14 protein-coding genes and 1 pseudogene are annotated in these 21,224 nt (G+C 72.1%); 5 read left to right on the top strand and 10 right to left on the bottom strand.

Annotated features, from left to right (window positions below; translation table 11 throughout):
• The 4 genes and pseudogenes from ACJ8AN_RS36630 to ACJ8AN_RS36615 form a co-directional block, all read left to right on the top strand.
• Positions 1 to 257: pseudogene (locus tag ACJ8AN_RS36630) on the top strand (threonine synthase); the annotation flags it as partial.
• A 120-nt stretch (positions 258 to 377) separates the two neighbouring features.
• A complete protein-coding gene (locus ACJ8AN_RS36625) occupies positions 378 to 1,949 on the top strand; it encodes a M36 family metallopeptidase (protein WP_407760233.1) in 1,572 nt (523 codons plus the stop codon).
• Positions 1,950 to 2,146: 197 nt separating this feature from the next.
• Positions 2,147 to 2,605, top strand: coding sequence for a hypothetical protein (locus ACJ8AN_RS36620; protein WP_407760232.1), 459 nt, complete (start codon positions 2,147 to 2,149; stop codon positions 2,603 to 2,605).
• Between the two features lie 4 nt (positions 2,606 to 2,609).
• Positions 2,610 to 3,176: a hypothetical protein gene (locus ACJ8AN_RS36615; RefSeq protein ID WP_407760231.1), complete on the top strand. Its 567-nt coding sequence runs from the start codon at positions 2,610 to 2,612 to the stop codon at positions 3,174 to 3,176.
• A 47-nt stretch (positions 3,177 to 3,223) separates the two neighbouring features.
• On the opposite strand, the gene ACJ8AN_RS36610 is transcribed toward ACJ8AN_RS36615, so the two are convergent.
• The 8 genes from ACJ8AN_RS36610 to ACJ8AN_RS36575 all read right to left on the bottom strand — a co-directional run bounded on the left by ACJ8AN_RS36610 (position 3,224) and on the right by ACJ8AN_RS36575 (position 16,741).
• Positions 3,224 to 3,529: a hypothetical protein gene (locus ACJ8AN_RS36610; RefSeq protein ID WP_407760230.1), complete on the bottom strand. Its 306-nt coding sequence runs from the start codon at positions 3,527 to 3,529 to the stop codon at positions 3,224 to 3,226.
• Positions 3,530 to 3,689: 160 nt separating this feature from the next.
• A complete protein-coding gene (locus tag ACJ8AN_RS36605; RefSeq protein WP_407760229.1) occupies positions 3,690 to 4,307 on the bottom strand; it encodes a M15 family metallopeptidase in 618 nt (205 codons plus the stop codon).
• Positions 4,308 to 4,310: 3 nt separating this feature from the next.
• Positions 4,311 to 5,009 (bottom strand): 7-cyano-7-deazaguanine synthase QueC, encoded by a 699-nt coding sequence (queC, locus tag ACJ8AN_RS36600; protein ID WP_407760228.1) that lies wholly within the window; start codon positions 5,007 to 5,009, stop codon positions 4,311 to 4,313.
• Positions 4,996 to 5,613, bottom strand: coding sequence for a hypothetical protein (locus tag ACJ8AN_RS36595; protein WP_407760227.1), 618 nt, complete (start codon positions 5,611 to 5,613; stop codon positions 4,996 to 4,998). The genes queC and ACJ8AN_RS36595 overlap by 14 nt, the downstream gene beginning before the upstream one ends.
• Before the next feature lie 15 nt (positions 5,614 to 5,628).
• Entirely contained in the window at positions 5,629 to 15,171 is a 9,543-nt protein-coding gene (locus ACJ8AN_RS36590; protein ID WP_407760226.1) for a flagellar hook-length control protein FliK, read from the bottom strand.
• Positions 15,172 to 15,348: 177 nt separating this feature from the next.
• Positions 15,349 to 15,957 carry a PilZ domain-containing protein gene (locus ACJ8AN_RS36585; RefSeq protein WP_407760225.1) on the bottom strand — a complete coding sequence of 203 codons (609 nt, stop codon included), beginning with the start codon at positions 15,955 to 15,957 and terminating at the stop codon, positions 15,349 to 15,351.
• 71 nt (positions 15,958 to 16,028) lie between these two features.
• A complete protein-coding gene (locus ACJ8AN_RS36580; RefSeq protein WP_407760224.1) occupies positions 16,029 to 16,340 on the bottom strand; it encodes a hypothetical protein in 312 nt (103 codons plus the stop codon).
• 29 nt (positions 16,341 to 16,369) lie between these two features.
• Complete coding sequence (locus ACJ8AN_RS36575) at positions 16,370 to 16,741, bottom strand: hypothetical protein (protein ID WP_407760223.1); 372 nt, start codon at positions 16,739 to 16,741, stop codon at positions 16,370 to 16,372.
• A gap of 458 nt (positions 16,742 to 17,199) precedes the next feature.
• Between ACJ8AN_RS36575 and ACJ8AN_RS36570 the strand changes: the two genes are divergently transcribed.
• The gene (locus ACJ8AN_RS36570; protein ID WP_407760222.1) at positions 17,200 to 19,818 is read left to right on the top strand and encodes a protein kinase domain-containing protein; all 2,619 of its coding nucleotides are present in this window, start codon (positions 17,200 to 17,202) and stop codon (positions 19,816 to 19,818) included.
• Positions 19,819 to 19,849: 31 nt separating this feature from the next.
• On the opposite strand, the gene ACJ8AN_RS36565 is transcribed toward ACJ8AN_RS36570, so the two are convergent.
• Positions 19,850 to 20,266, bottom strand: coding sequence for a hypothetical protein (locus ACJ8AN_RS36565; protein WP_407760221.1), 417 nt, complete (start codon positions 20,264 to 20,266; stop codon positions 19,850 to 19,852).
• A gap of 69 nt (positions 20,267 to 20,335) precedes the next feature.
• Positions 20,336 to 21,139 carry a CHAP domain-containing protein gene (locus ACJ8AN_RS36560; protein WP_407760220.1) on the bottom strand — a complete coding sequence of 268 codons (804 nt, stop codon included), beginning with the start codon at positions 21,137 to 21,139 and terminating at the stop codon, positions 20,336 to 20,338.
• Positions 21,140 to 21,224: the final 85 nt, after the last annotated feature.

Genomic DNA, 21,224 nt, shown 5'->3' with positions numbered 1-21,224 from the left:
TGCGCGACACGGGCGGCACCTGCGTGGCCGTGCCCGACGCCGACACCCTGTGGGGCCTCGAGCGCATCAGCCGCCTGGAGGGCGCCTTCATCTGCCCCGAGGGCGCCGCGCTCGTGGGGGCCGCTCGCATGCTGCTGCGCGACGGCTGGCTCGACGCCGGCCAGCGCGTCCTCCTGCTCAACACCGGCGCCGGCATCAAGTACCCGGACGTCATGAGCCCCAAGCTCCCCGTGCTCGAGCTCAACGCGACCCTTTGAGCCGCGAACCTTTGAGCCTCAAGGTCCAGGGAAATCTTCCATTCTAGGATAACGGGATTTTCCAGCCGGATTGGGTTAGACTGCGCCTCCGTTCGACGTTCCTCACCGGAGGTGCAGTCCATGCAGCGCAATATCCTGACGCGTTCCGCCCTCGCTGGAGTCCTCGGCCTCTTCACGCTGTCCGCCTGTGGGGAGGCCCCCGCTGGAGAGGTGGATGACTCGCAGACGGCCGTCTCGGAGCTCCGGGCGGATGGAAAGCCCGCCAGCGCCTATGGCGTGCTCGCCAGCGGCTACGGACAGGCCTCGGAGGCCGCGGCCCGCGAGTTCCTCCGCACCTACGGCGGGCGCTACGGCGTGCAGGCCGTGGGGGACCTCGAGCTGGTGCGCTCCGTGGAGAGCCCCATGGGCGCGCACTACACCTTCCAGCAGGTGCACCGCGGCGTGCCCGTGGACGGCGCCGAGGTGCGGGTGCACTTCAACCGCGCCGGTGAGGTGGTGGGCCTCAACAACGACTCGGTGTCCGCGCCCGCGCTCGCCTCGGTGAAGCCGGCCCTCGGCGCCGAGCAGGCCCGCGCCAACGCCCGCACCGCCGTGGGCCTGGCCACCGCGAGCGCCAACGGCTCGGCCTCGCTCGTCGTCTCCGCGCGTGGCGCCGCCCCGCGCCTGGCGTGGAAGGTCGTGGAGCCCTCCGAGGACGGCCCCACCTGGGAGATGCTCGTGGACGCGGACTCGGGTGAGCTGCTCGCCAACCCGCGCGACACCAACCGCTACGCCACCGGCACCGGCCGCGTCTTCATCGGCACCAACGCCGTCGTCGCCACCCGCGACATCACCCTGCGCGACACCTCCACCGTCCCCAGCACCGCCTACCGCACCGAGTCGCTGCTCAACCTCGCGGGCAACGGCTTCCTGGACGGCACGTACGCCTCGAGCTCCAACACCAAGAAGCGCGTGTCCTCGGCCACCAATACGTTCAGCTACAGCCGCGGCCAGGCGGGCTTCACCGAGACGATGGGCTACTTCCACATCGACTACGCCGAGCGCTACATCCAGTCGCTCGGGTTCACCAACGTGAACAACCGCCAGCAGGTGTTCAGCGCCAACGGCACCACCCAGGACAACTCCTGGTACACGCCGAACACCAAAATCATCACCTACGGCACGGGCGGCGTGGATGACGCCGAGGACGCCGAGGTCATCCTCCACGAGCTGGGCCACTCCATCCAGGACAACCAGGTGCCCGGCTTCGGCTCGGGTGCGGAGTCCGGCGCGATGGGCGAGGGCTTCGGCGACTACTGGGGCGCCTCGCTGGGCACCGCCACCAGCGGCGGCTTCCAGGACGCCTGCGTGGCCGATTGGGACGCCGTCTCGTACAGCAGCGCGAACCCGCCCTGCCTGCGGCGGCTCGACACCACCAAGCACTACCCCGAGAGCGTCGCGGGCGAGGTCCACGCCGACGGCGAAATCTGGTCCGGCGCGCTGTGGAACATCCGCACGTCGCTCGGCGGCACGCGCGCGGACACGCTCATCCTCCAGCACCACTTCCTGCTGCCCACCAACCCGTCGTTCAACACCGCGGCCAACGCGCTCGTCACTGCGGCGAAGAACCTCGGCTACTCGTCCACCGACTGCACCACCGTGAAGACGCACCTGACGAACCGCGGCTTCACCGTGACGGCCACGTGCCCGTGAGTTGAGACGCATTGAGCCGGAGGTCCGTGTCTGGGTTTCACGGGCCTCCGGCACTTCTCCCTGCTGGGCCTGGAGCAGCACCCGCGAAGCATTGTCGGCTCGGGAACTGCTCGGCGCACTGGAGTGCCCTGGGTGGTCTGGTCACGTGCTGAAGTGTTGGCCGTGGATACCGGAGAGCAGAACCCCAGGCCCTCGATATGCCCGAACCGACAGCACGGCTGATATTGAGCGTCCTCCTGCTGTCAACGCTCGCGGGGTGCGTTTTCAACCGCCTGCAGCCCAGCCACTTCCAGTTCGTCACGGTCGTCGAGCAGACCGAGCCAGGAGCAGGCGGGTGGCGCGCAGCTTGTATCCATGCGCGCATGACGAACATGACGACCGAGGAATCGTTCGTCTGCAAGTTCGGCATCGAGATGCCGCTCGAAACCGACGAGGTGGGCCCCATCTCCACCATCCTCGCGCAACGCATCGCCGCGGATTGCGGCAACCAGGCCGCAGAGACCGTAATCGACTCCGCTACAGCTGCCACGACTCCTGGCCTCGCCTGTGAGGAGTTCAAGAACACGTTCAACATCATCTTGAACCGCGCTGTTATTGGTTCGCGTGTACTAACTCCATGTGACAAGAAGACAAAACCTGTGAAGTTCGGGTTCTGACCCCATGCCATTTACAGCGGAAGAACTGACCTCCATCGCGCGGAAATATTGGCGTCCGGATAAGGACTTCAATTTCAGGCTCGAAAACAGTCCGGAGGTCGAGCGGTTCCAGGCACTATGGGGGAAGGAACTCGAGAAGATGGATCAATGGAGGGCGTTCCTCCGCGAGCTCGGAGGTGCGCTGCCTGGGTTCACCCTCGGGAATGCCACGGCGACATGTGACGCCTGCTTCCGTTGCTCCGTGTACCTGAAATCGGAGAACCAGCCGCGACACTGGGTCGTCGTCGGATGTGTCAGCATCCTCGCGCCCGTCTACACCGTCTATGGCGTGCAGTACGACTACAGAGACGGCAAGCGCATCGGCGACAAGGTTTTTCTCGGACCCCTTCCGCCTGAAATGCAGGCTCCCGCGAGCGTCGTCGCCAGGAGCATCGAAGCGACGTTCGGAATCGAGGCACTGTCACGCGAACTCGCCGAGACACCTGTTCCGCTCATCGTGGAACCGAAGGAGCCCCCGAACACCACCCTGTTCCACGCGCTCTTCATCAGTCAACCTGAACGAGTGCCTTGAGAGGAAGAGCGGGGCTGCGCGAGCTGACTCGATCTCTAGAAAATGCCTCAGCCGCCATCCAATTCTCGCCGGAGGATTCGGCCGTCCACGCCAATGGCGTAGGTTGCGCCGTCATCGAGCATGCCGACGGTCCTGCCGCAATTCTCAGGCTTGAATTCAATCCGGACGAAGATGACATCCCCCTTCCGTTGGGCCCTGTAGCGATAGGAGACCTGATTCTCGCCACAGGGGAGCCCTGTTGGGTCGTCATTCAGGAGATCATCCGCCGCGATGCGAATGGCCTGGAGCGTATAGCCATCCACGTCCACGTCTGGCGTCAGGGTGTGATCGAAGACGGGAAGCTGGACGCTCATGTCCTGGGACTCCGGCTGCGGCCTCTTGCTGACACAGCTGCAGCCGAACAGGTCTCCCAGAACCTGGCAGGGCCGATGAGCACAGCCCGTGAAGACCACGCCGCAGAGCAGGAGGAGCCATCTTGGATTCATGTCCACCTGCCCCACACGGGGTAAGGAACTACTTGGGGTTGGAGCCCTCTTCGGGCTTCGTGAAGGGCACGTCGAGCACCGGCAGCTTCGTCGCTCCCGGCAGGTCGTAGTGCCACCACTCCATCGGGTTCCGCTTGAAGCCCGCTCCCTCCATCGCCTCGCGCAGGACTTCGCGGTGCTCGCGCGAAACCTGCGTGCCTCCCGCGTACCCGTGGTGCGCCGACTTCTCGAAGGAGTCGAACGCCGTCGGCATCTCCACCTCGCCGCCGTCCAGCGTCACCAGCGTCAGGTCCACCGCCGCCCCCCGGTTGTGATTGCCCCCCTTCTTCGGGTTCGCCACGTAGCCCGGGTGCGGGTAGATCTTCCACATCTCCCACTGCACCGCGATGGGCCGGTAGCAGTCGTACACCTTCAGCCGGTAGCCCTTCGGCCTCAGCGCGTCCGCCGCCTTCTTCAGCCGCTCGGCCGTCTCCGGCAGCATCAGGCACCGCGCCCCGTCCGGGTACACCTTGCGCTTCAGGAAGTTGTCCGGCGTGGCGTACTTCATCTCCACCACCAGGTCCTTCACCACCTCGGTGGCGTCCACCACCGGCGCGCCTCCCGCCGCCAGCCACAGTCCCAACGCCACGCTTGCTGGTCCCGCCATCGCTCAGGCTCCCTTCACGTAAGGCGTGGGGTCCGGCACCCCCGCCTGCTCGAATCCCCGGCGCCGCAGCACGCAGCTGTCGCACCGTCCGCACGCCCTGCCCTCCGCGTCCGGGTCGTAGCACGAGTGCGTCATCCCGTAGTCCACGCCCAGCTTCACCCCCGCCCGGATGATGTCCGCCTTGCTCATCCCCGACAGCGGCGCGTGCACCTGGAAGTGCGTCCCCTCCACCCCCGCCTTCGTCGCCAGCATCGCCATCTGCTCGAAGGCCCGGATGAACTCGGGCCGGCAGTCCGGGTACCCGCTGTAGTCCACCGCGTTCACGCCGATGTAGATGTCGCTCGCGCCCACCACCTCCGCCAGCCCCAACGCCAGCGACAGGAAGAGCGCGTTGCGCGCCGGTACGTAGGTAATCGGAATGCCGTGGGACAGCTCGTTCTCGGGCCGGTCCTTGGGCACCTCGATGTCCGCCGTCAGTGCCGAGCCGCCCACCTGCCGCAGGTCCACCGTGACTACCCGGAAGTCCTTCACGCCCATGGCCTGCGTCACCCGGAGCGCCCGCTCCAGTTCCACCGCGTGCCGCTGCCCGTAGGACACCGCCAGGCACACCGGCTCGAAACCGTCCGCCTTCGCCATTGCCAGACAGGTCGTCGAATCCAACCCACCCGACAGCAGCACCACCGCCTTCTTAGTTGCCGCCATTGAAGCGCCGCTTCCCTTCCACGCCGTACACCGCCGTGCACGACGTCACGCATTTGCAGTTCTCCTTCCCCGGAAGGAAGGTCACCTTCAATTCACCACAGGCCCGCTCGGCGTCGTAACCATTTACCGTGGGGCCCGGCACCGAGCCATCCGGCAGGCCCGCATCGGGCAGGTTGCCGCACCGGCTGCCAATGCTCTCGTCCTGGCTGTCGCTCAGCACCACCACCGAAATCGTCTCTTCGATCTCCGCGCCCTTGCAGCTCTCCCCGCAGCTCGGAATCTGCGCCGAGGCCCGGTGCGTGGACACGTAGCGCTGCGACGGCGCATCGAAGGTGGCCGTGCGCGAGAAGCCGTCGATGGAGAACCACACCCCACCGTCCACGCTGTCGCGCGAGAAGGTGCCCGAGAAGTCGAAGCCCCCATCCACGAGCCGGGTGAAGTCGCCACCGTCCGCTTTGCAGTCCGTCCGCGGCCAGTCCGCCTGGGCGTGGAAGTCGAACATGCCGATGACCAGGTCCCCCGGTAACACCGCTTCGGAAGCACACGCGATGGCGATGGCGACCACGGGGAGCGACACGAGGAGCAGGCGTCGACGGATGGGCATAGAGGGCGAGGGAGGTTACACGGTCTCCAGGGCAGCGAGGGCCACCGCGCGGAACGCGGAGCTGGTGCGCAGCACCGTGCCCACGTCCAGGCGCGAGGGGTCCGAGCCGCGGACCTCGGGTGAGAGGTGCGCCAGCACGCGCGACGCCGCGAGCGAGGCCGGCACCGCGCGGAAGGCCGCCACCGCCGCCTCGTCGAAGCCCGGCACCGCACCGGGCCGGCTCAGCGCCTCGCCGGATGCCCCCAGGCAGAGCGCCAGCGCGCAGAGGAAGCTCAGCTCCACCGGGCCGAAGCCGGCCAGTGCTCCCGCGCCCAGCACCAGCTCCTCCGGCGAGGCGAGGTACGCCTCCACGCCGCCCGTCGGGTTGATGAAGACACGCAGCTCACCGGCTCCCAGGCCCTTCAGCGTGGGCCGCAGGGCCGAGTGCAGGCGGGGCATGCTCTCGTCCGTCACGGGCACCGCGTGGGGCGGCAGCGGGTGGCGGAAGCCCTCGGGCAGGGCCACCGGGGAGAGCGTCGCGGCCGAGGCGCTCGCCGTGCTGGACACGAGCGCCGCGCCGAAGCCGTCCACGCGCGCCACCTCCATGGGCACGTCGTCGCTGGCCGCCAGCGCCTCGGCGTAGAGCGTCCACGCGTCCGCGTCCACCAGCTGCTGCCGCAACAGCTCGGGCCACAGGTAGATGGCCAGCGCCGAGCCCTCGTACGTGGGCGAGAGCCGCTCCGCCACCAGCCGCTTCGCCTCGAGCGAGAGCTGGCCCGCCTGGAAGAGCCGCTCGGCCAGGCGCACCGCGAACACCACCAGCTGCCCGTCCAGGTACTGGCGGAGGATGGCCTCCAGCTGGGCCGGGTCCTCCGTGAGACGCTCGCGCAGCTGCAGCGCCTCGCCCGTGAGGCCCTGCGCCTCGGCGATGCGCACGCGCCGCTCCAACCGCTCCGGCGTCTCCGGCAACAGCTTGAGCTGCTCGGCGGCTTCCGGCAGACGGCCGAGCGCCTCGTAGGCCTCCGCCAACCGCTCGCGCCACAGCCCCATCGCGGCCGGGCCGGCGAGGATGGAGGCGAGCTGCTCGGCCACCACCACGAAGCGCGCGTGGTTCTTCGTCTCGTCGTAGATGGGCAGCAGGAATTCCAGCGCGCGCACCGTGCCGGGAGCATCCTCGAGCGCCTTCTCGAAAGCCTCCAGCGCCCGCGCCTTGTCGCCCACCCACATCAGCATGTCGCCATGCTCCACGTGGAGGCTCGCACGAGCCTTGGGCTCCGTCTCCAGCAGGATGAGCAGACCCAGCGTGTCCGCCGCGTCCGACGTGCGGCCCGCGTCCCGCTGCAACCGGAAGCGCTCGCGCAGCAGCTTGCCGCGCCGCTCCGGCCAGCCATCCGCCGCGTCCGCCAGGGCCTCCACGCGCTCGTCCAGCGGCAGCTCCCGGACATGGTTGAGCAGCGTCTCGGCCACGGCCTCGGGGAAGCCGCCAATGCCAGACATCAGGCCGCGCAGGCGTTCGGTGAAGCCCGGCAGCGCCGCGAGCGATTCCAGGGCACGCAGGCGCAGCTCGGCCGACGCGGCCTCCGCGCGCAGCACCTCGTCGCGGAGACTCGTGGCCAGGGCCGCGTCCCACTGCGCGAGGAGCTCCGCCAACCGCAGCAGCCCCTCCCAGTCCCCTTCCGCGCGCAGGCCGGTGGACAGGTCCGTGACGTGCGCGGCATCCGCCTCCGGCAGCGCCACCAGCGCCCAGAGCGCCTGACGGGCACGAGCCACGTCTCCCGCGCGCTCGGCGAGCGCCAGGGCGCCCGTGAGATCTCCCGACTCGAGCGCCGGGCCGAAGCCCACCTCGACGGCGCGCGCGGGGGCGCCCAGCCGGTGGAAGCGCTCGGCCAGCTCCGATGGGGCCAGCGTGCCCGGGGCCTCCGTGGCCAGACGCTCGAGCACCTCGAGGGCCTCGGCGTTCTCACCCGCGGACTCCCAGAGGTCCGCCGCCTCCACCCACAGCGTGGGCCGCTGCGCGGAGTACGCGAGGCGGGCGGCCTGCAACAGCGCCTGGGCCGCGCGACCGGGCTCCTCCACGGCCTGATGCAGGCTGGCCACGTGCCGCAGCGACTCCACGTCGGGCTCGACGGCGACGGCGGACCGGGCCGCGCTCAACGCCTCCTGCATGCGGCCGGCGGCCGCGAACTCACGCGACGCGGACAGCAACAGCTCCCGGCGCTCCGCGTTGGCCAGCAGCTCGGCGCGAGCCAGACGCACCTCGGCCAGACGGCCCGGCTCCTGCGCGAGCAACGGCTCCAGGGCCTCCAGCGCGTCGGCGTAACCGGAACCCGAAGCACCCCGGGCCACCACCGCCTCCAGCGTCTCGCGGGCGAGCGGCTCGCGGCCGGCGGCGGCGGCGAGCGAGGCCAATTCCAGCCGCAGCAGGGAGGCCTCGTCGGCGTCCTCCGTCGCGGGCACCAGCCGCTCGAGCGCTTCCAGCAGCGCGGTCTGGTCGCCCCGCTTGCGCAGGCCGTCCACCCGGGCCTCGAGCGCGGCCGCGTTGGTCGGGTCCGCCTCGGCCGCGCGATCGCGGAGGGCCATGGCACGCCGCGGGTCGTCGAGCTGCTCCGCGGCGACGTCGGCGGCGGCCAGCAGCAGCTCCGCCGCGCGCGAGCCACCGGAGGCCTGGGCCCCGGCCTCGTAGACAGCGAGCAGGTCCGCGGGGCGGCCGAGGGCGCGCAGGCCCGTCACCGCCCGGTCGATGATGGTGGCATCCGCGGGACGCAGGCGCGTGAGGTGCAGCAGCGCGTCGATGGAGTCCTTCGGGTCCTCGAAGAGGTCCGCGGCGCGGCGGTACAGCACCTCGGCGGTGGTGGGGTCCGCCTTGCGCGCGAGCTTCAGCGAGGTGCGGTACAAGCCCTTGGAGTCGCCCGTGCGGTTGTACACCTCCGCGAGGAGCGACAGGGCCTCCTGGCCGCGCTCGCCCTCGGGCTCCAGCGCCACCACGGCCTCGAAGGACTCCGCCGCATCGCGGAACGCACCCGAGGACAGCGAGGCATGGCCGAGCCGCAGGTGCGTGCGCACGCGCACCGGCACGGGGAGCGACTCGCCCCCGGCGGACAGCAGGCGCCGGTCATACGGCTGGGCCGCGTTGGGGCCACCACCCGCGGCGGCCAGCTCCGCGCGCGTGGAGAGCGCGTCCACGTCATCGCCCGCCTTGGCCAGGTAGTCATCGAAGGCCTGGGCGGCGAGCAGCGACTCGCCCGCGTCGAGCAACAGGCCCGCGCGCTCGCGCAGCAGCGGCAGGGCCTGCTCGGCCGGCACGGCGGCGGCACGCAGGGAGAGCAGCTCCGCCAGACGGCGCACGTCCCCGCCAGCGCGGGCACGCAGGACGTTGAAGGCCTCGGCGCTGGCGGGCGCGAGCTCGAAGGCCTGGTCCTCGCACAGCAGCGCGCGCTCCAGCGCACCGGCCTCGCGGAAGGCCCTGGCGGCGGCGAGGTAGCTCTCCGCGGCCTGCGCGGGAGGCTGCTTCTGGGCGCGGCGCAGCATCAGCGCGGCGAGCGCCTGGGTGTCTCCCGAGCGGGCGAGGTATGCGCGGTGGCGCGAGTAGAGGGGCTCCAGGAAGGGGTCCGACTCCAGCAGGAGGGCGTCGAACTCGGAGGCGTCCTCCTCGCGGCCCAGCTCGTGGAGCAGGTCCGCCGTCTGCCGGGTGAGGCCCAGGTCATCCGGCTGCGCCGAGCGCGCGGCGAGCATCGCGAGGACGGCGGCCTCCGGGCGTCCGGCGTGCTCGCGGTAGAGGGTGGCGGCACGCAGCAGCCGCTGCACGCGGCGCTGGGCGTCCTCCTCGTGCGAGGCGGAGTCCTCGAAGAAGGCGGCCAGCTCGGCCACGCGGCCCTCGCGCTCGAGCAGCTCGCACAGGAGCGTCTCGGCCTCCTCGAGGGAACGGTCGTGGCGGAGCGCCTCGCGCAGGAAGCCCTCGGCCTTGGCGGAGTCCCCCAGCACGTCGAGGTGGAGCTTCGCCAGCCGCAGCTGCGACACGGCCCTCTCCCACGTCCCGGGGAGCAGCGGCAGGGCGCGCTCCAGCCAGCGGGCCTCGGCGGCGGAGTCGTCCCGGCGCACGGCGAGCTCAATCCCCATGCGCGCCGTGTCGAGCTGCTCGGAGAGCGCGAAGGCCCGCTCCAGCGCCAGCTCGGCGGCGGGCAGGTCCAGCTTCGCATCGCGCAGCATCTCCGCGCGGTGGCGCTCGTAGTCGGCGGCCTCGTCCTTCCGGTCCGCCTTCTCCAGGAGGAAGCACAGCGCCTCGAGCGAGCGCAGGGACTCGTCCACCCGGCCCGCTTCCTCGGCGAGGAGCGCGTGCTCGGAGCAGGCGTCAATGGCGCCGTCGAGGTCTCCCTCCTCCTGGCAGAGCGAGGCCACCACCTGGAGCTGGGCCATCAGCTCGGGCACGCGGCCGGTCTCGCGGTAGAGGTCGGCGAGCGACTGGTGCAGCGGCAGCGGCTCGTCGGCCATCTCCGCCGCGCGCGCCAGCAGGGACGCGGCGAGCTGGGCATCCGCCAGCGACTCGCGGGCCCGCTCCGACAGCGAGACGAGCCGCTTCGCGGTGTCCTCGGACGCAGGCAGGGCGCGCGCGTGGGTGACGAGCACCTCGAAGGCGGCGCGGGGCTCGTCCTTCTCCAGCAGCGAGGCGAGCCGGTGCACGGCCACCTCGTTCAGCGGGCGCTCGACGAGCAGACGCTTGTACGCGGACACCGCGCGGCGCGAGTCGCCCAGCTTCTCGGCGAGGGCGCCCAGGCGCAGCCAGGCCTTCTCGGCGCGCTCGGGCTCGGCGGAGAAGTCCGCGGCGGCGGCGAGCTGCTCCTGCAGGGGCAGCGCTTCCTTCACATCCCCGTGCAGGAAGAGGAGCTCGGCCAGCTCGGCGAGCTGCGCGTCGCGCGCGGGCACGAGGGCATGGGCACGGCGGGCCAGCTCGAGCGCCCGGGCCATGTCTCCAGCGGCGCGGGCATGGACGGCGCCCTCGCGCAGGAGGGAGGCGGCCTCGGCGGGAGGAATGCCGCGGGTGTCGACGTCGAGGAGCTTCGCGGCCTCGGCGGAGTCGCCCCGGCCGGCCACGAGGGCCACCAACCGGCGGCGCACGTCGACGTTCTCGGGAGCCAGACGCACGGCCTGCCGCAGCGCGGCCTCGGCGGCGTCCGGCTGCTCCAGGCGCTCCAGGTGGAGGGTGCCCAGCTCCGCGTAGAGGGCGGCGGCCTCGGCGGGAGGCGCATGCGGGGCCTCGGAGGCGAGCAGGCCCGCGAGGCGCGCCCAGTCCTCCAGCTCCCTCAGCACGCGCTGGAGCGCGGTGGTGGCCCCGGCATGGCGCGGGGCGAGGGAGAGCGCCGACTCCAGGCTGCTCGCGGCCTCCGGGAAGTCTTCACTCTTCTCGAGCAGGCTCGCGCGCGCCAGCAGGGCCTCCACGCGGCGGGGCACGGGCCCCTGGCGAGCGGCCTCGGCGAGCGCCTCCGCCTCGGCGTCCGTCTGCCCATCGCGCCGCGCGAGCGTGGCGAGGGCGAAGAAGGCATCACAGCGCTCGGCCGGGGACAGCGGCAGGGCCACGGCGGCGAGCAGGGCCTCTCGGGCCGGGGTGCGCGCGTCCTTCTCCACCAGCGTGGAGGCGAGCGAGAGGAGACGGGCGCGGGCGCGCTCGGCGAGGTCCGGCTCGGAGACGACGACGTTGCGCCAGGCCTCCAGCTCGTCCACGTCGTCCCCCGCCTCGCGGGCGAGCGCGGCGAGGGCGAGCCACAGGGGCGCGGGCCGGCGGGAGAGCTTCGTGGCGGTGAGGAAGTCCTCGCGCGCGGACTGGGAGCGGCCGGCGTTGCGGTGCAGCGCGGCGCGGCGGGCGAGCAGCTCGGCGCGGGCATCCCCCTCGGAAGCGGTGATGAGGGTGCCCAGCAGCGCGAGGCGCTCGGCCTCCTCCTGGGGCGTGCCGGTGCCCGGCGGGGGCAGCAGCTCCAGCAGGGACTGCGTGGCCCAGGTGTCGTGAGGCTCCTCGGCGAGGAGGCTGCGCAGGGCGTCGGCGGCCTCGGAGGAGCGGCCCAGGGTGAGGGACAGCTCGGTCAGCTCGCGGCGGGCGGAGCGGCGCGCGTCTCCCGCAAGATGCGGCCACAGCGAGGTGAGGAGGTCCGCCAGGGGCTCGCGAGCGCCCGCCTTGCGGTGCAGGCCCGCGAGCTCCACCTGGGCCTCGATGTCGTCGGGGGCCAGGGCGCAGTACTGCGCGAGCAGACGGCGGGCGGCATCCGCGCGGCCGGCGCGCACGGCGGCGGAGGAGGCGCGGCGGGTGAGCTCCAGCAGCTCGTCCTCGCCCAGCGCGTCCGCGTCCGTGGCGGGCAGGGCCAGCACGGCCTCGAAGTCCTCGAGCGCGGCGCGGGGGTCCGCCTGCAACCGCAGCTCGCCCCGGCGCACACGGGCGGGAGCGAAGGAGGCATCGCGCTCCAGGGCCTCGGCGAGGAACGTCTCCTCGCGGCTGGTGCCCATGGCGAGCACCGAGGCGCGGAAGAGGAGCTTCGCACCGGTGCGGGGCTCCGTGACGAGGGCGGCCTTGCGCGCGAAGAGGCGGGCGGCCTCCAGCTTCTCGCCGCGCTCCAATTCCAGCTCGGCGAGCGCGTCGAGGGCCTCGGCGGCCAGCGGCCCGGAGGGGCTCGCGTCGAGGGCGGCGGACAGGCGCAGGAGGGCGGGGCCCTTCTCGCCGCGCTCCAGGAGGACGCGGGCACTCTGCAGGAAGAGGGGCGCGGCCTCGGCGGCGCGCTCGGCGGTGACGAGGGCCTGGGCGCGCGTGGCCCACAGCTCGGCCAACTCCCGCGTCTCCCCGGCCTCGGTGTAGAGGGCCTCCAGGCGCGAGGCGAGCGCGTCGTCCAGGCGGCGCAGCGGGAAGGCCTGGGCGTAGGCGGCGATGGCGGCCTCGCGGTCTCCCATCAGCTCGCACGCGCGGCCCAGGCGCGAGCGCACGTCCGCGAGGCGCTCGGGGGCACTGGTGCGCGGCAGCGTGGACAGCAGCGTCTCCAGCGCGCGCCGGGCGTGCTCGGGGCGCTCGCAGCGCAGCGAGAGGTCGGCCAGCTCCAGCAGCACGGCCTGGTCCGGGGAGAGACGCGCGGCCTTCTCCAGGGCCACCAGCGCCTCGCCGAGCCGTCCCAGCCGGGCCTCCAGCACGTTGGCCAGCTCGCGCAACGCCGCCGCGGCGAGCCGCTTGTCACCCTGCGCCTCGGCCACGCGCGCCCGCTCCTCGAGGGCGTGGGCCAGGCCCGCCATGTCCGAGCGCTTGCGCTGCAGCGCGCACAGCTCGCCCAGGGTGGGCAGGTCATCCGGCTCGGCCTTCAGCACCTCCTGGAGGGCGGTGGCGGCGAGGTCCAAATCAAAGGCCAGGTCGCGCGCGGCCACGGCGAGGCGGCGGTACTTCTGCGCGCGCTCCTTGGGCTCGGGGGTGAGGCGCGCGAGCGAGGAGAGGCAGCGGGTGAGCAGGCCTCCATCGCGGCGGGCCTCGGCGAGCGCCAGCAGGGACTCGAGCGCGGGCTTGTGGTCGGCGTCGGCCTCCAGGGCGGAGGTGAGGAGGCGCTCGGCCTTCTCGGGCTGCTGCAGGCGGCCGCGGTACAGCTCACCGGCCTCGGCCCAGAGGGCGGCGCGGCGGGCGGGCTCCTCGTGGATGGCGGCGGCCTTCTCCAGCGCCTCGGCGAGCTCCTGGGAGCGGCCGGTGGCGCGGAAGTAGGGAATCAGCTCGTCGAGCGCGGTGGCGTCGCGCGGCTCCAGGGCGAGCGCGGCCTCCAGGTGCTCGCGGGCGCGGGCGGGGTCGCCGAGCCTGGTGCGGTACAGGCGCGCCAGGGCGTGGTGGCTCTGGTGCGCGGCCTGGCGGATGGCCTCGGAGCGCGGCGCGGGGCCGGCCAGCTCGAGGGCCTGCTGGTAGCCGGCGAGCGCCTCCTGGAGCTTGCCCAGCTTCTCGGCCATGCGCGCGGAGGCGAAGAGGGCCTCGGGCTCGCCGGGCAGCAGCGACACGGCCTCGCGGTAGCGCAGCAGCGCGTTGTCCGGCTGCTGGAGTCCCTCTTCCCAGATGCGGCCGGCGAGGAGGTTGGCGCGGCCCACGCGGTCCAACTCGTGGCGGGCCATGGCCACCTCGCGCAGACGGTCCAGGGCCTTGAGGGCGCGCAGGTGCTCGCCGCCGCGGTGGCACAGCTCACCGAGCAGCAGCAGCGCATCCGGCTGGTCCGGAGAGAGGCGCAGCGCGGCCTCGCAGTGCAGGCGGGCCCCGGCGACGTCATCCTCCGTCTGGGCGCACAGGCGCGCGAGGTGCACGTGCGCATCGGCGGCCTCGGCGGGGTCGCGGGCGAGCGCGGCGATGCGGCGGTAGGCGCGCACGGCGCCGGCACGGTCGCGGCTCTGATCCGAGGCGCGCGCGAGGGCCTTGAGGGAAGGCAGGTGGTCCGGCCTGAGGCCGAGCACCTCGTGAAGGGCCTTCACCGCCACCTGGGGCGCGTGGTCGCGGGCGGCGCGGGCGGCGGCCTCGGCGGAGAAGAAGGCGGCGGCCTCCTCGGAGGCGCGGCGCGACAGGGTGCACAGCGCGAGGTAGCGCTCGGCGGCGCGGGCGTGCTCTCCCCGGCGCTCGCGCACCACGGCCTCGCCCCAGAGGGCGGCGGGGCTCTTCTCGCGGCGGCGCAGCAGGGTGGAGGCCACGTCCAGGGCCAGGTCATGCGCCTGGGGGTCCGCCACGAGGAGCGACAGCAGGCGCTCGGCGGCGAAGGGGTGCGCGTCCTGGGCGTCCCCGGCCTGCAGGTACGCATCGCGCGCCTCGGCGAGCTTGCCCGCGGCGACGAGGGCCTCGGCATCGGCGAAGGCGCGGGCGCCCTCGAGGGCCAGCAGCAGCTCCTCGTCGGGCGGAGCGGGAGGCGGCAGGCCCCCGGCGGTGAAACGCAGACGCAGGCCCGCGCTGCTCACCTCGGCGGAGGACAGGCGCGCGGTGTCGAGCACGGGCATCTTGAAGCCCCGGCTCACGGCGGCCTTCTGGCAGAGCGCGGGCAGCACGCGGGTGGCGAAGCCGGTGGCGCCGCGCACCTCCACGTCGGGCAGGAGGCCCAGCTCGGCCACGGTGGCGGCGATCAGGCCCGGCACCTGCACCGAGGGCGTGGAGGAGAAGCCGTACAGCCGCACGTCGTAGAGGTAGAGCACGAGCCGCTCGCCGTCGGCGTCGAAGGCCACCTTGAAGGTGAGCGGGGTGCGCTCGGGGGCCTGGAGGAAGGCCTGGCCCTCCAGGTAACCGGGGCGGAAGTGCAGCTTCAGCCCCTCGAGGCCCGCCACGCGCCCGGCGAGCTCCGCCACCTTGCGCACCACCAGCCCCGCGTCGACGTGCAGCTCGAGGAAGCCGAAGAGGAGCTTCTTGCGCTGGTAGCGCGAGGCCCCGGCGCTGACGTTGAAGGGGAAGGTGACGTCGGGAATCTGCAGCGCGAAGTCGGCGATGGACAGCCCGGGTGCCAGCTCGAGGGGCGGAAACCCCACGAAGGCGCGCCTGTCCAACAGGCGCAGCTCGGGGGCGGCGGCTTGCGCTTCGGACGCGGGCTTGGGGCTGTCGCTATCGGTGGCCATCGCGGGGGCTGCTGAGGGGCGCCAGAGGGTATCACGTGGGCTAAGCCCTCGAAATTTTTGCTGTTCCCCCGCCCGGAGAGCAGGCGGCGGGGCTCCCGCTCCCGCCCCCGGAATGTCCTCGGCGCGTGTGCCCGCCGCGGCACCTTCTTCCGCGCGCCGGACTCTCGGGCGTGCGTCTCAACCCAACCAGGGGCGCAGCAGCGCTTCCGCCCGGGCCCGGTCCTTGAAGATGAGCGCCAGGCCCACGGGGGCGTCCGCACTCTCCTGGGGCGGGAACACCTGGACCACCTGCGCCTCCAGCTCCACGATGTTCCCGGCGAACTCCAGCACCAGGCTCAGCAGCGCCTCCGTGTTGAGGGAAATCCGCCGGGTGGTGGAGATGAAGGCCGCCCCCATGCGCAGCTCCCGCTCGTACGCCTGTTGGAAGGCCACGCGAGTGGCGTAGACGAGCTCGAAGCGCGGCGCGTTCAGCTCCTGGCCCAGCACCGAGGTGATGAGCTCCCTCGGCGTGAGCAGCCGCACCCCGAAACCGCTGCGCTCCAGGGTGCGCAGCTCGAGAGGCACCAGCTTGTGCCGGCGCACCTCTCCCTCGAAGTACAGGAACTGCTCCGGCGTCACGAAGAGCTGGAGATGCAGCCGGGTGTCCAGCCGGGGTATCACCGAGGCGACGATGAACACGCCGGTCGGAGACACGTCCGCCGTGAATCCGGACTGGGACAGGTCCCGCTCCCCGTACTTCACGATCAAACGGCGTTTGAGCCGGCGGTGCTGGCGCTTCTCGGCCATGGGCCGACTCTACCCAACCCCCGCCGCCCATCCCAGACACCCACCGGGCGGGTGGGTGTCCGGGGTGTAGCTCAGTTGCAGAACCAACCGTTCTGCACCCAGCCCCACTTGTTGACGTTGCCGTAGGCGAAGCCGTACGCCCATTCACCGCTCGGCGAGTACTTCGTCACATCCATCGACTGCCCGTAGTAGAGCGTGCCGATGAAGATGCCGGCCGGGGCATCGCGGACGTAGAGATCCTGGGCGCAGACGGTGCGGCGCGTGGCGGCGTAGGCCTTCTGCACCTGGAAGGCCTGGTAGGCCCCGACGGCACACAGCGCGGTCAGGCCGAGGCGCACGAGGTTGGTGCGCGGATTCTGGGAGAAGAACCGACGAGCGGACATGGAAGTGTTCTCCGTGGAAGACATGGGGCTCAGAAGCAGCCGGCGATGGGAGCGTTCACACCCGTGCAGCGCGTCATGCAGCTGCGCAGCAGGTAGCCCCAGTCATCCGGGCCGTAGTCGAGGATGACGGCCCAGGACGGATAGCCCGCGTCCTGCCGGATGCCGACCTTGTCGCCGTAGTAGAGGACGCGCATGGGGTTCTGCGGCCCCGCCGTCGTCGAGTAGTTGCCGTACATCGTCGCGCTCGAGCACGTCACGATGGCGTGGTCGGTGTAGATGGCCTGCTCGACCTCGTTGACGTCCGAGACGGCGCCCGTGTCAGCGCGCTCGCCGCCACAGGCGGGCAGCACACACAGCAATCCCGTGGCCCCCAACAGGAGGGCGTTCTTCTTCAGGTTCATGAAGGACTCCAGAGCGTTGAATCGAGGGAAGAAGCCCACGGCCCCCGCACGACACGGCCCCCCGCGGGACCGTCGCGCGCTCATCCGTGCGGCAACGCCAACCACCCTACGATTCCAGCCCTGTCCTGTCAAACAGGTTTTGCCGATTTAGGTATGATTCCTGGTATTCGCCTGGGATTGGAAGAAATGAAAGAAATTAGAACCCGCCAGGAGTCCGAGCGGCGAAGTGAGCCCTCCCCTTCCTCTGTTTCCTGGCGAACGTCCCGCGCACCCCACACGTCCGCACACCCTCGTCCGCTCCGGCGGGACAGATGCAGTGAGAGTCCACGCGACGAGCGGCGCGGGGAGGGGCACGCGGGTTTTGCTGTTCCGCTGGCCGGAGGGCGGGTAGAGGAGCGGCCCGCCTTCACGCGGAGCCACTGCCCGCGCCACCCGTTTCCGGCGAAGATGCTGCGCTCGTGATCGAAACCGGTACCCTCGTCCTCGATGGCCGCTTCCGCGTGCTCCAGCTCCTCGGCTCTGGCGGCATGGGCGAGGTGTATCTCGGTGAGCAGGTGTCGCTGGGGCGCAAGGTCGCCATCAAGGTCCTCCACGCGGACCTGATGGTGCACCCCAGCATGATCGAGCGCTTCAAGCGCGAGGCGCGCCTGCTGTCCGCGGTGGAGCACCCCGCCGTGGTGCACGTCATCGACTATGGCGAGGCCAGCGTCGGCGCCTGCCTGGTGATGGAGTACGTGGAGGGCGAGAACCTCTATGACGTGCTGCAGCAGGGGGCCCTGGCGCCCGCGCGCGCGCTGCCCCTGCTGTACCAGCTCGCCGAGGGCCTGGCGGCCATCCACGACAAGGGCATCATCCACCGGGACCTGAAGCCGGAGAACGTGCTCCTCACCAAGGGGCTGCGCGGCGAGCAGGCGCGGTTGCTGGACTTCGGCATCGCCCGGCTGGTGGAGCCGGACGCGGCGATGAGCAACCTCAGCCAGGTGGGGCTGGTGGTGGGCACGCCGGAGTACCTCTCGCCGGAGCAGGCGGTGGGAGCGCCGGTGGACCCGCGCAGCGACCTGTACTCCTTCGGGGTGCTCGCCTACCGCGTCCTCTCCGGCCAGCTGCCCTTCCCCGGGCCCGGCCCCACCCAGTACGTCGCCCAGCACGCGGCGGCCTCTCCCCTGCCCCTCATCGAGGCCGCGCCCACGCTCGCGGCCCATCCCGCGCTCGTCTCGCTGGTGATGCGCCTGATGGAGAAGGCCCCCGCCCACCGGCTGCAGCATGCGAGCGCGCTGGTGGATGCGCTCGGCGCCCTCGCCGCCGAGGCCCAGGTGGCGGCGGGCCACCCCCTGGCCATGGCCTCGGGTGCGCCCGCCCCCGGCCCGAGCATCTCCACCTTCCTCTTCCCCGAGCCGCCCTCGCGGCCCGGCAGCGGCACGGCCCCCTTCGCCGAGTCCGCGCCCGGGCCCGCCGAGTCCCCCGCCCCGGGCACGCATGCCTTCGGCCCGCCCGTGCCGGCCACGCCCGAGCCCGTGGGCCCCTCGCCCTCGCGCGCGCCCACGCGCTCGCAGGACATGGTGGTGCCCCCCAACGCCGCCTCGCCCTCGCGCGCCCTCACCCGCCCCGCCACCCCGCTGGCCGTGCGCCAGGCGGTGCGCGGCACCACGGGCGTGCTCGTCTCCAAGCCCTCGGGCACGCTCGTCCCCGTGGGCAGCGGGACGCTGTCGGGCAGCAAGGCGCAGAACCTCACGGTGATGCTCACCGACCTGGAGGGCTACACCGAGCGCACCTCGCGCCAGACGCACGAGCAGAACGCGCGCATGCTGGAGGCGCACGACGGGCTGCTGCTGCCCCTGGTGCGCAACTACGGCGGCCGGCTGGTGCAGAAGCGCGGCGACTCGCTGCTGGCCGTCTTCGCCTCGCCCACCCACGCGGTGCTCTGCGGCATGGCCATGCAGGACCGGCTGTGGCGGCACAACCAGCAGTGCGGCCCGGACGAGCAGCTGCCCGTGCGCGTCTGCCTCCACACCGGCGAGGTGCTCGTCTCGCACGACGCGGTGCTCGGCGAGCCGGTGGAGGTGACGAAGGCGGTGGAGCAGGTGGCCGAGCCCGGTGAGGTGGTTTTCACCGAGTCCGTCAACCTCGCGCGCAGCCGGGTGGAGGGCGACGCCGAGCCGTGTGGCAGCGTGCCCACGCCCCTCAACGGCGAGCCGCTGAATCTCTACCGTTGCCGCCGCGCCCCGGAGGGCCTGCCCTTCGGAGGCCAGGACGAGGTGACGCCGTCGCTGGGCGAGCCGCTCGAGTCGCGGCTGGGCCCGGTGGTGCGGGTGCTGCGGGCGGCCTGGGAGCCGGTGGCGCGGGTGGCGCGCTCGCTGGCGGAGCGGGGGGTGGGGCTCGTGCGCGCGCACCCGGGCCGCACCGCGGGGGTGAGCCTGGGGCTGGTGGCGGTGGTGGGCCTCACGTCGTACGAGGTGGCGCGCCACAATGATCCCGTCTACCAGGCGCGCGGGCTGCTGGAGGCGGGCAAGCCCGCGGACGCGCTCAAGCGGCTGTCGGAGGTCCCGGCGGGAGCGAAGAAGGACGCGCCGGTGCGGCAGACGCGCGCGAGGGCCCTGCACGAGCTCGACCGGCACGACGAGGAGCTCTCGGCGCTGACGGGGCTGGACGCGGAGGCGCGCGAGTCGCTCGAGCCCGCGGTGCTCGACGGGCTGGCCGAGGACTTCGGCAACGACGAGTCGAACGCGAAGCTGCGCAAGCTGCTGTCCTCGTTCCCCAAGGACAAGGTGAAGGAGCACCTCGAGGAGCTGGCGGACGAGCCGTTCTCTCCCCGGGAGTGGGGCGCGCTGCGCTACCTCGAGGCGGTGCAGTCCACCGACAAGCTCGACCTGGTGAAGCTGTACGCCCGGGCGCTCGAGTCGAAGAATTGCGGCATCCGGGTGCGCTCGGCGAAGCGGCTCGCGGGCCTGGGAGACGCGCAGGCGGTGCCCGCGCTCGAGAAGCTGGCCCGGGTGCCCCGGGAGAAGGCGCTGCTCGGCTCGAAGAACTGCGGCCAGGACGAGGCGCAGGACGCCCTCGAGACGCTGACGAAGAAGTGAGCGTCCCGGCCTCGCGCCGGCTCAGCGTCCGTCAGTCCTCCCACTTCGCATGGCCCTTCTTCTTCCCGTGGCCATGGCCGTGCCCGTGGTCATCGTCGTCGTCGTCGTCCCAATCCTTCTCCCGGCCCTTCACCTTGTCGTCGAGCGTGAGGATGGCGCGGCTGTAGGCGTCGTAGTCGATGTGCAGGTGGCCCTTGCCGCCGCCGGAGGCGAAGGCGCGGAACTTCACCTTCCACACGTCGTTGCCCGTCATGTGGGCTTCCTTGAGCTCGCACTGGTAGCCGCGCGAGCGGCACTGGCCCAGGCCGAGCGACACGGCCTCGTCATAGGACATGGCGCGCGGCCGGGGCGCGGGCTGGGGGCCAGGAAGTGGGTAGTGGCCATGGCCGGTGTGCAGCACGCAGCCCGGTGCGAGGCAGAGCACTCCGAGGAGCAGAAGATTTCGCATGCCGCTCATAACGCATGAGTGGCGTCTGTCTTCAAGTCTGTCTTCGAGCCCACACGGACGCCGCCCGTCCTACAGCGGTCCGGGAGAGGCGAAGCCGACGAGGAGCTCGCCCGTCAGCCAGGCGCGCTGGCCCTGGGACGCGGCGCGAAGAAAGTCATTGAGCACGGGCCCGTCCTGGCCGATGCGGTGGGTGCGCGGGAAGAAGAGGTTGAGGCGCGAGCGGGCAATGCCCTTGCTGCCCCGGTGGATGAAGGTGACGGTGCCGTCCCGCTCCACGCTCTCGACGACGGCGATGTGGGTCAACCCGTCGTTGCGCTTGCCATCGCGGTTGCGGTCATACGTCTCGCGGAAGAAGACGAGGTCCCCGGGGCGGGGGCGGTGGTGGTGGAGGGCGCCCCGGGTCTCGGCGCGGCGGTAGATGGCGGTGACGGCATTCTCCCCATTGAGGAAGCCGTGGTTGACCAGGTCGATGCCGCCCTCGAGGTAGGCGAGCCGCACGAGGCCGGAGCAATCATCCGGGACGCCCCGGTCCACGCGGCCGAGCTGCTTCACCCCCACCAGTCGCACCGCGCGCGCGACGATGAGGGACGCGACGCGCGAGGGAGCGCCCGCCCCCGCCGCGAGCGAGGCCCGGAGGCTGGTGGCCCCGGAGAGGGCCCGCGCGGCCTCCACCGTGGCGCTCAGCGCCCGCGCCGCGGCCTCCAGGGAGGCGGCCCGGCTCTCCATCGTCTCCATCCGCGAGGCCTCGGACACCGGCTCGGACGCGGGGGCCACCGGAGCGGGCGGCACCGGGCCGGTGGCCGGACGGCGCGCGGGCGCGGTGCCGGCACAGGCGGCGAGGAGACACACCGGAACGAGGAGCAGACGGCGCATGCGGACATCCCTGGGCGACGGAGGGGGGGCGACATTATCCACCCCCGCCCCCGCCTGCACCCTCTACGGCCAGGCGTTGGCATGG

This window comes from Archangium sp., from assembly GCF_045802675.1.
GTDB lineage: Bacteria > Myxococcota > Myxococcia > Myxococcales > Myxococcaceae > Archangium.
This window is presented reverse-complemented; position numbering and strand designations above follow the sequence as displayed.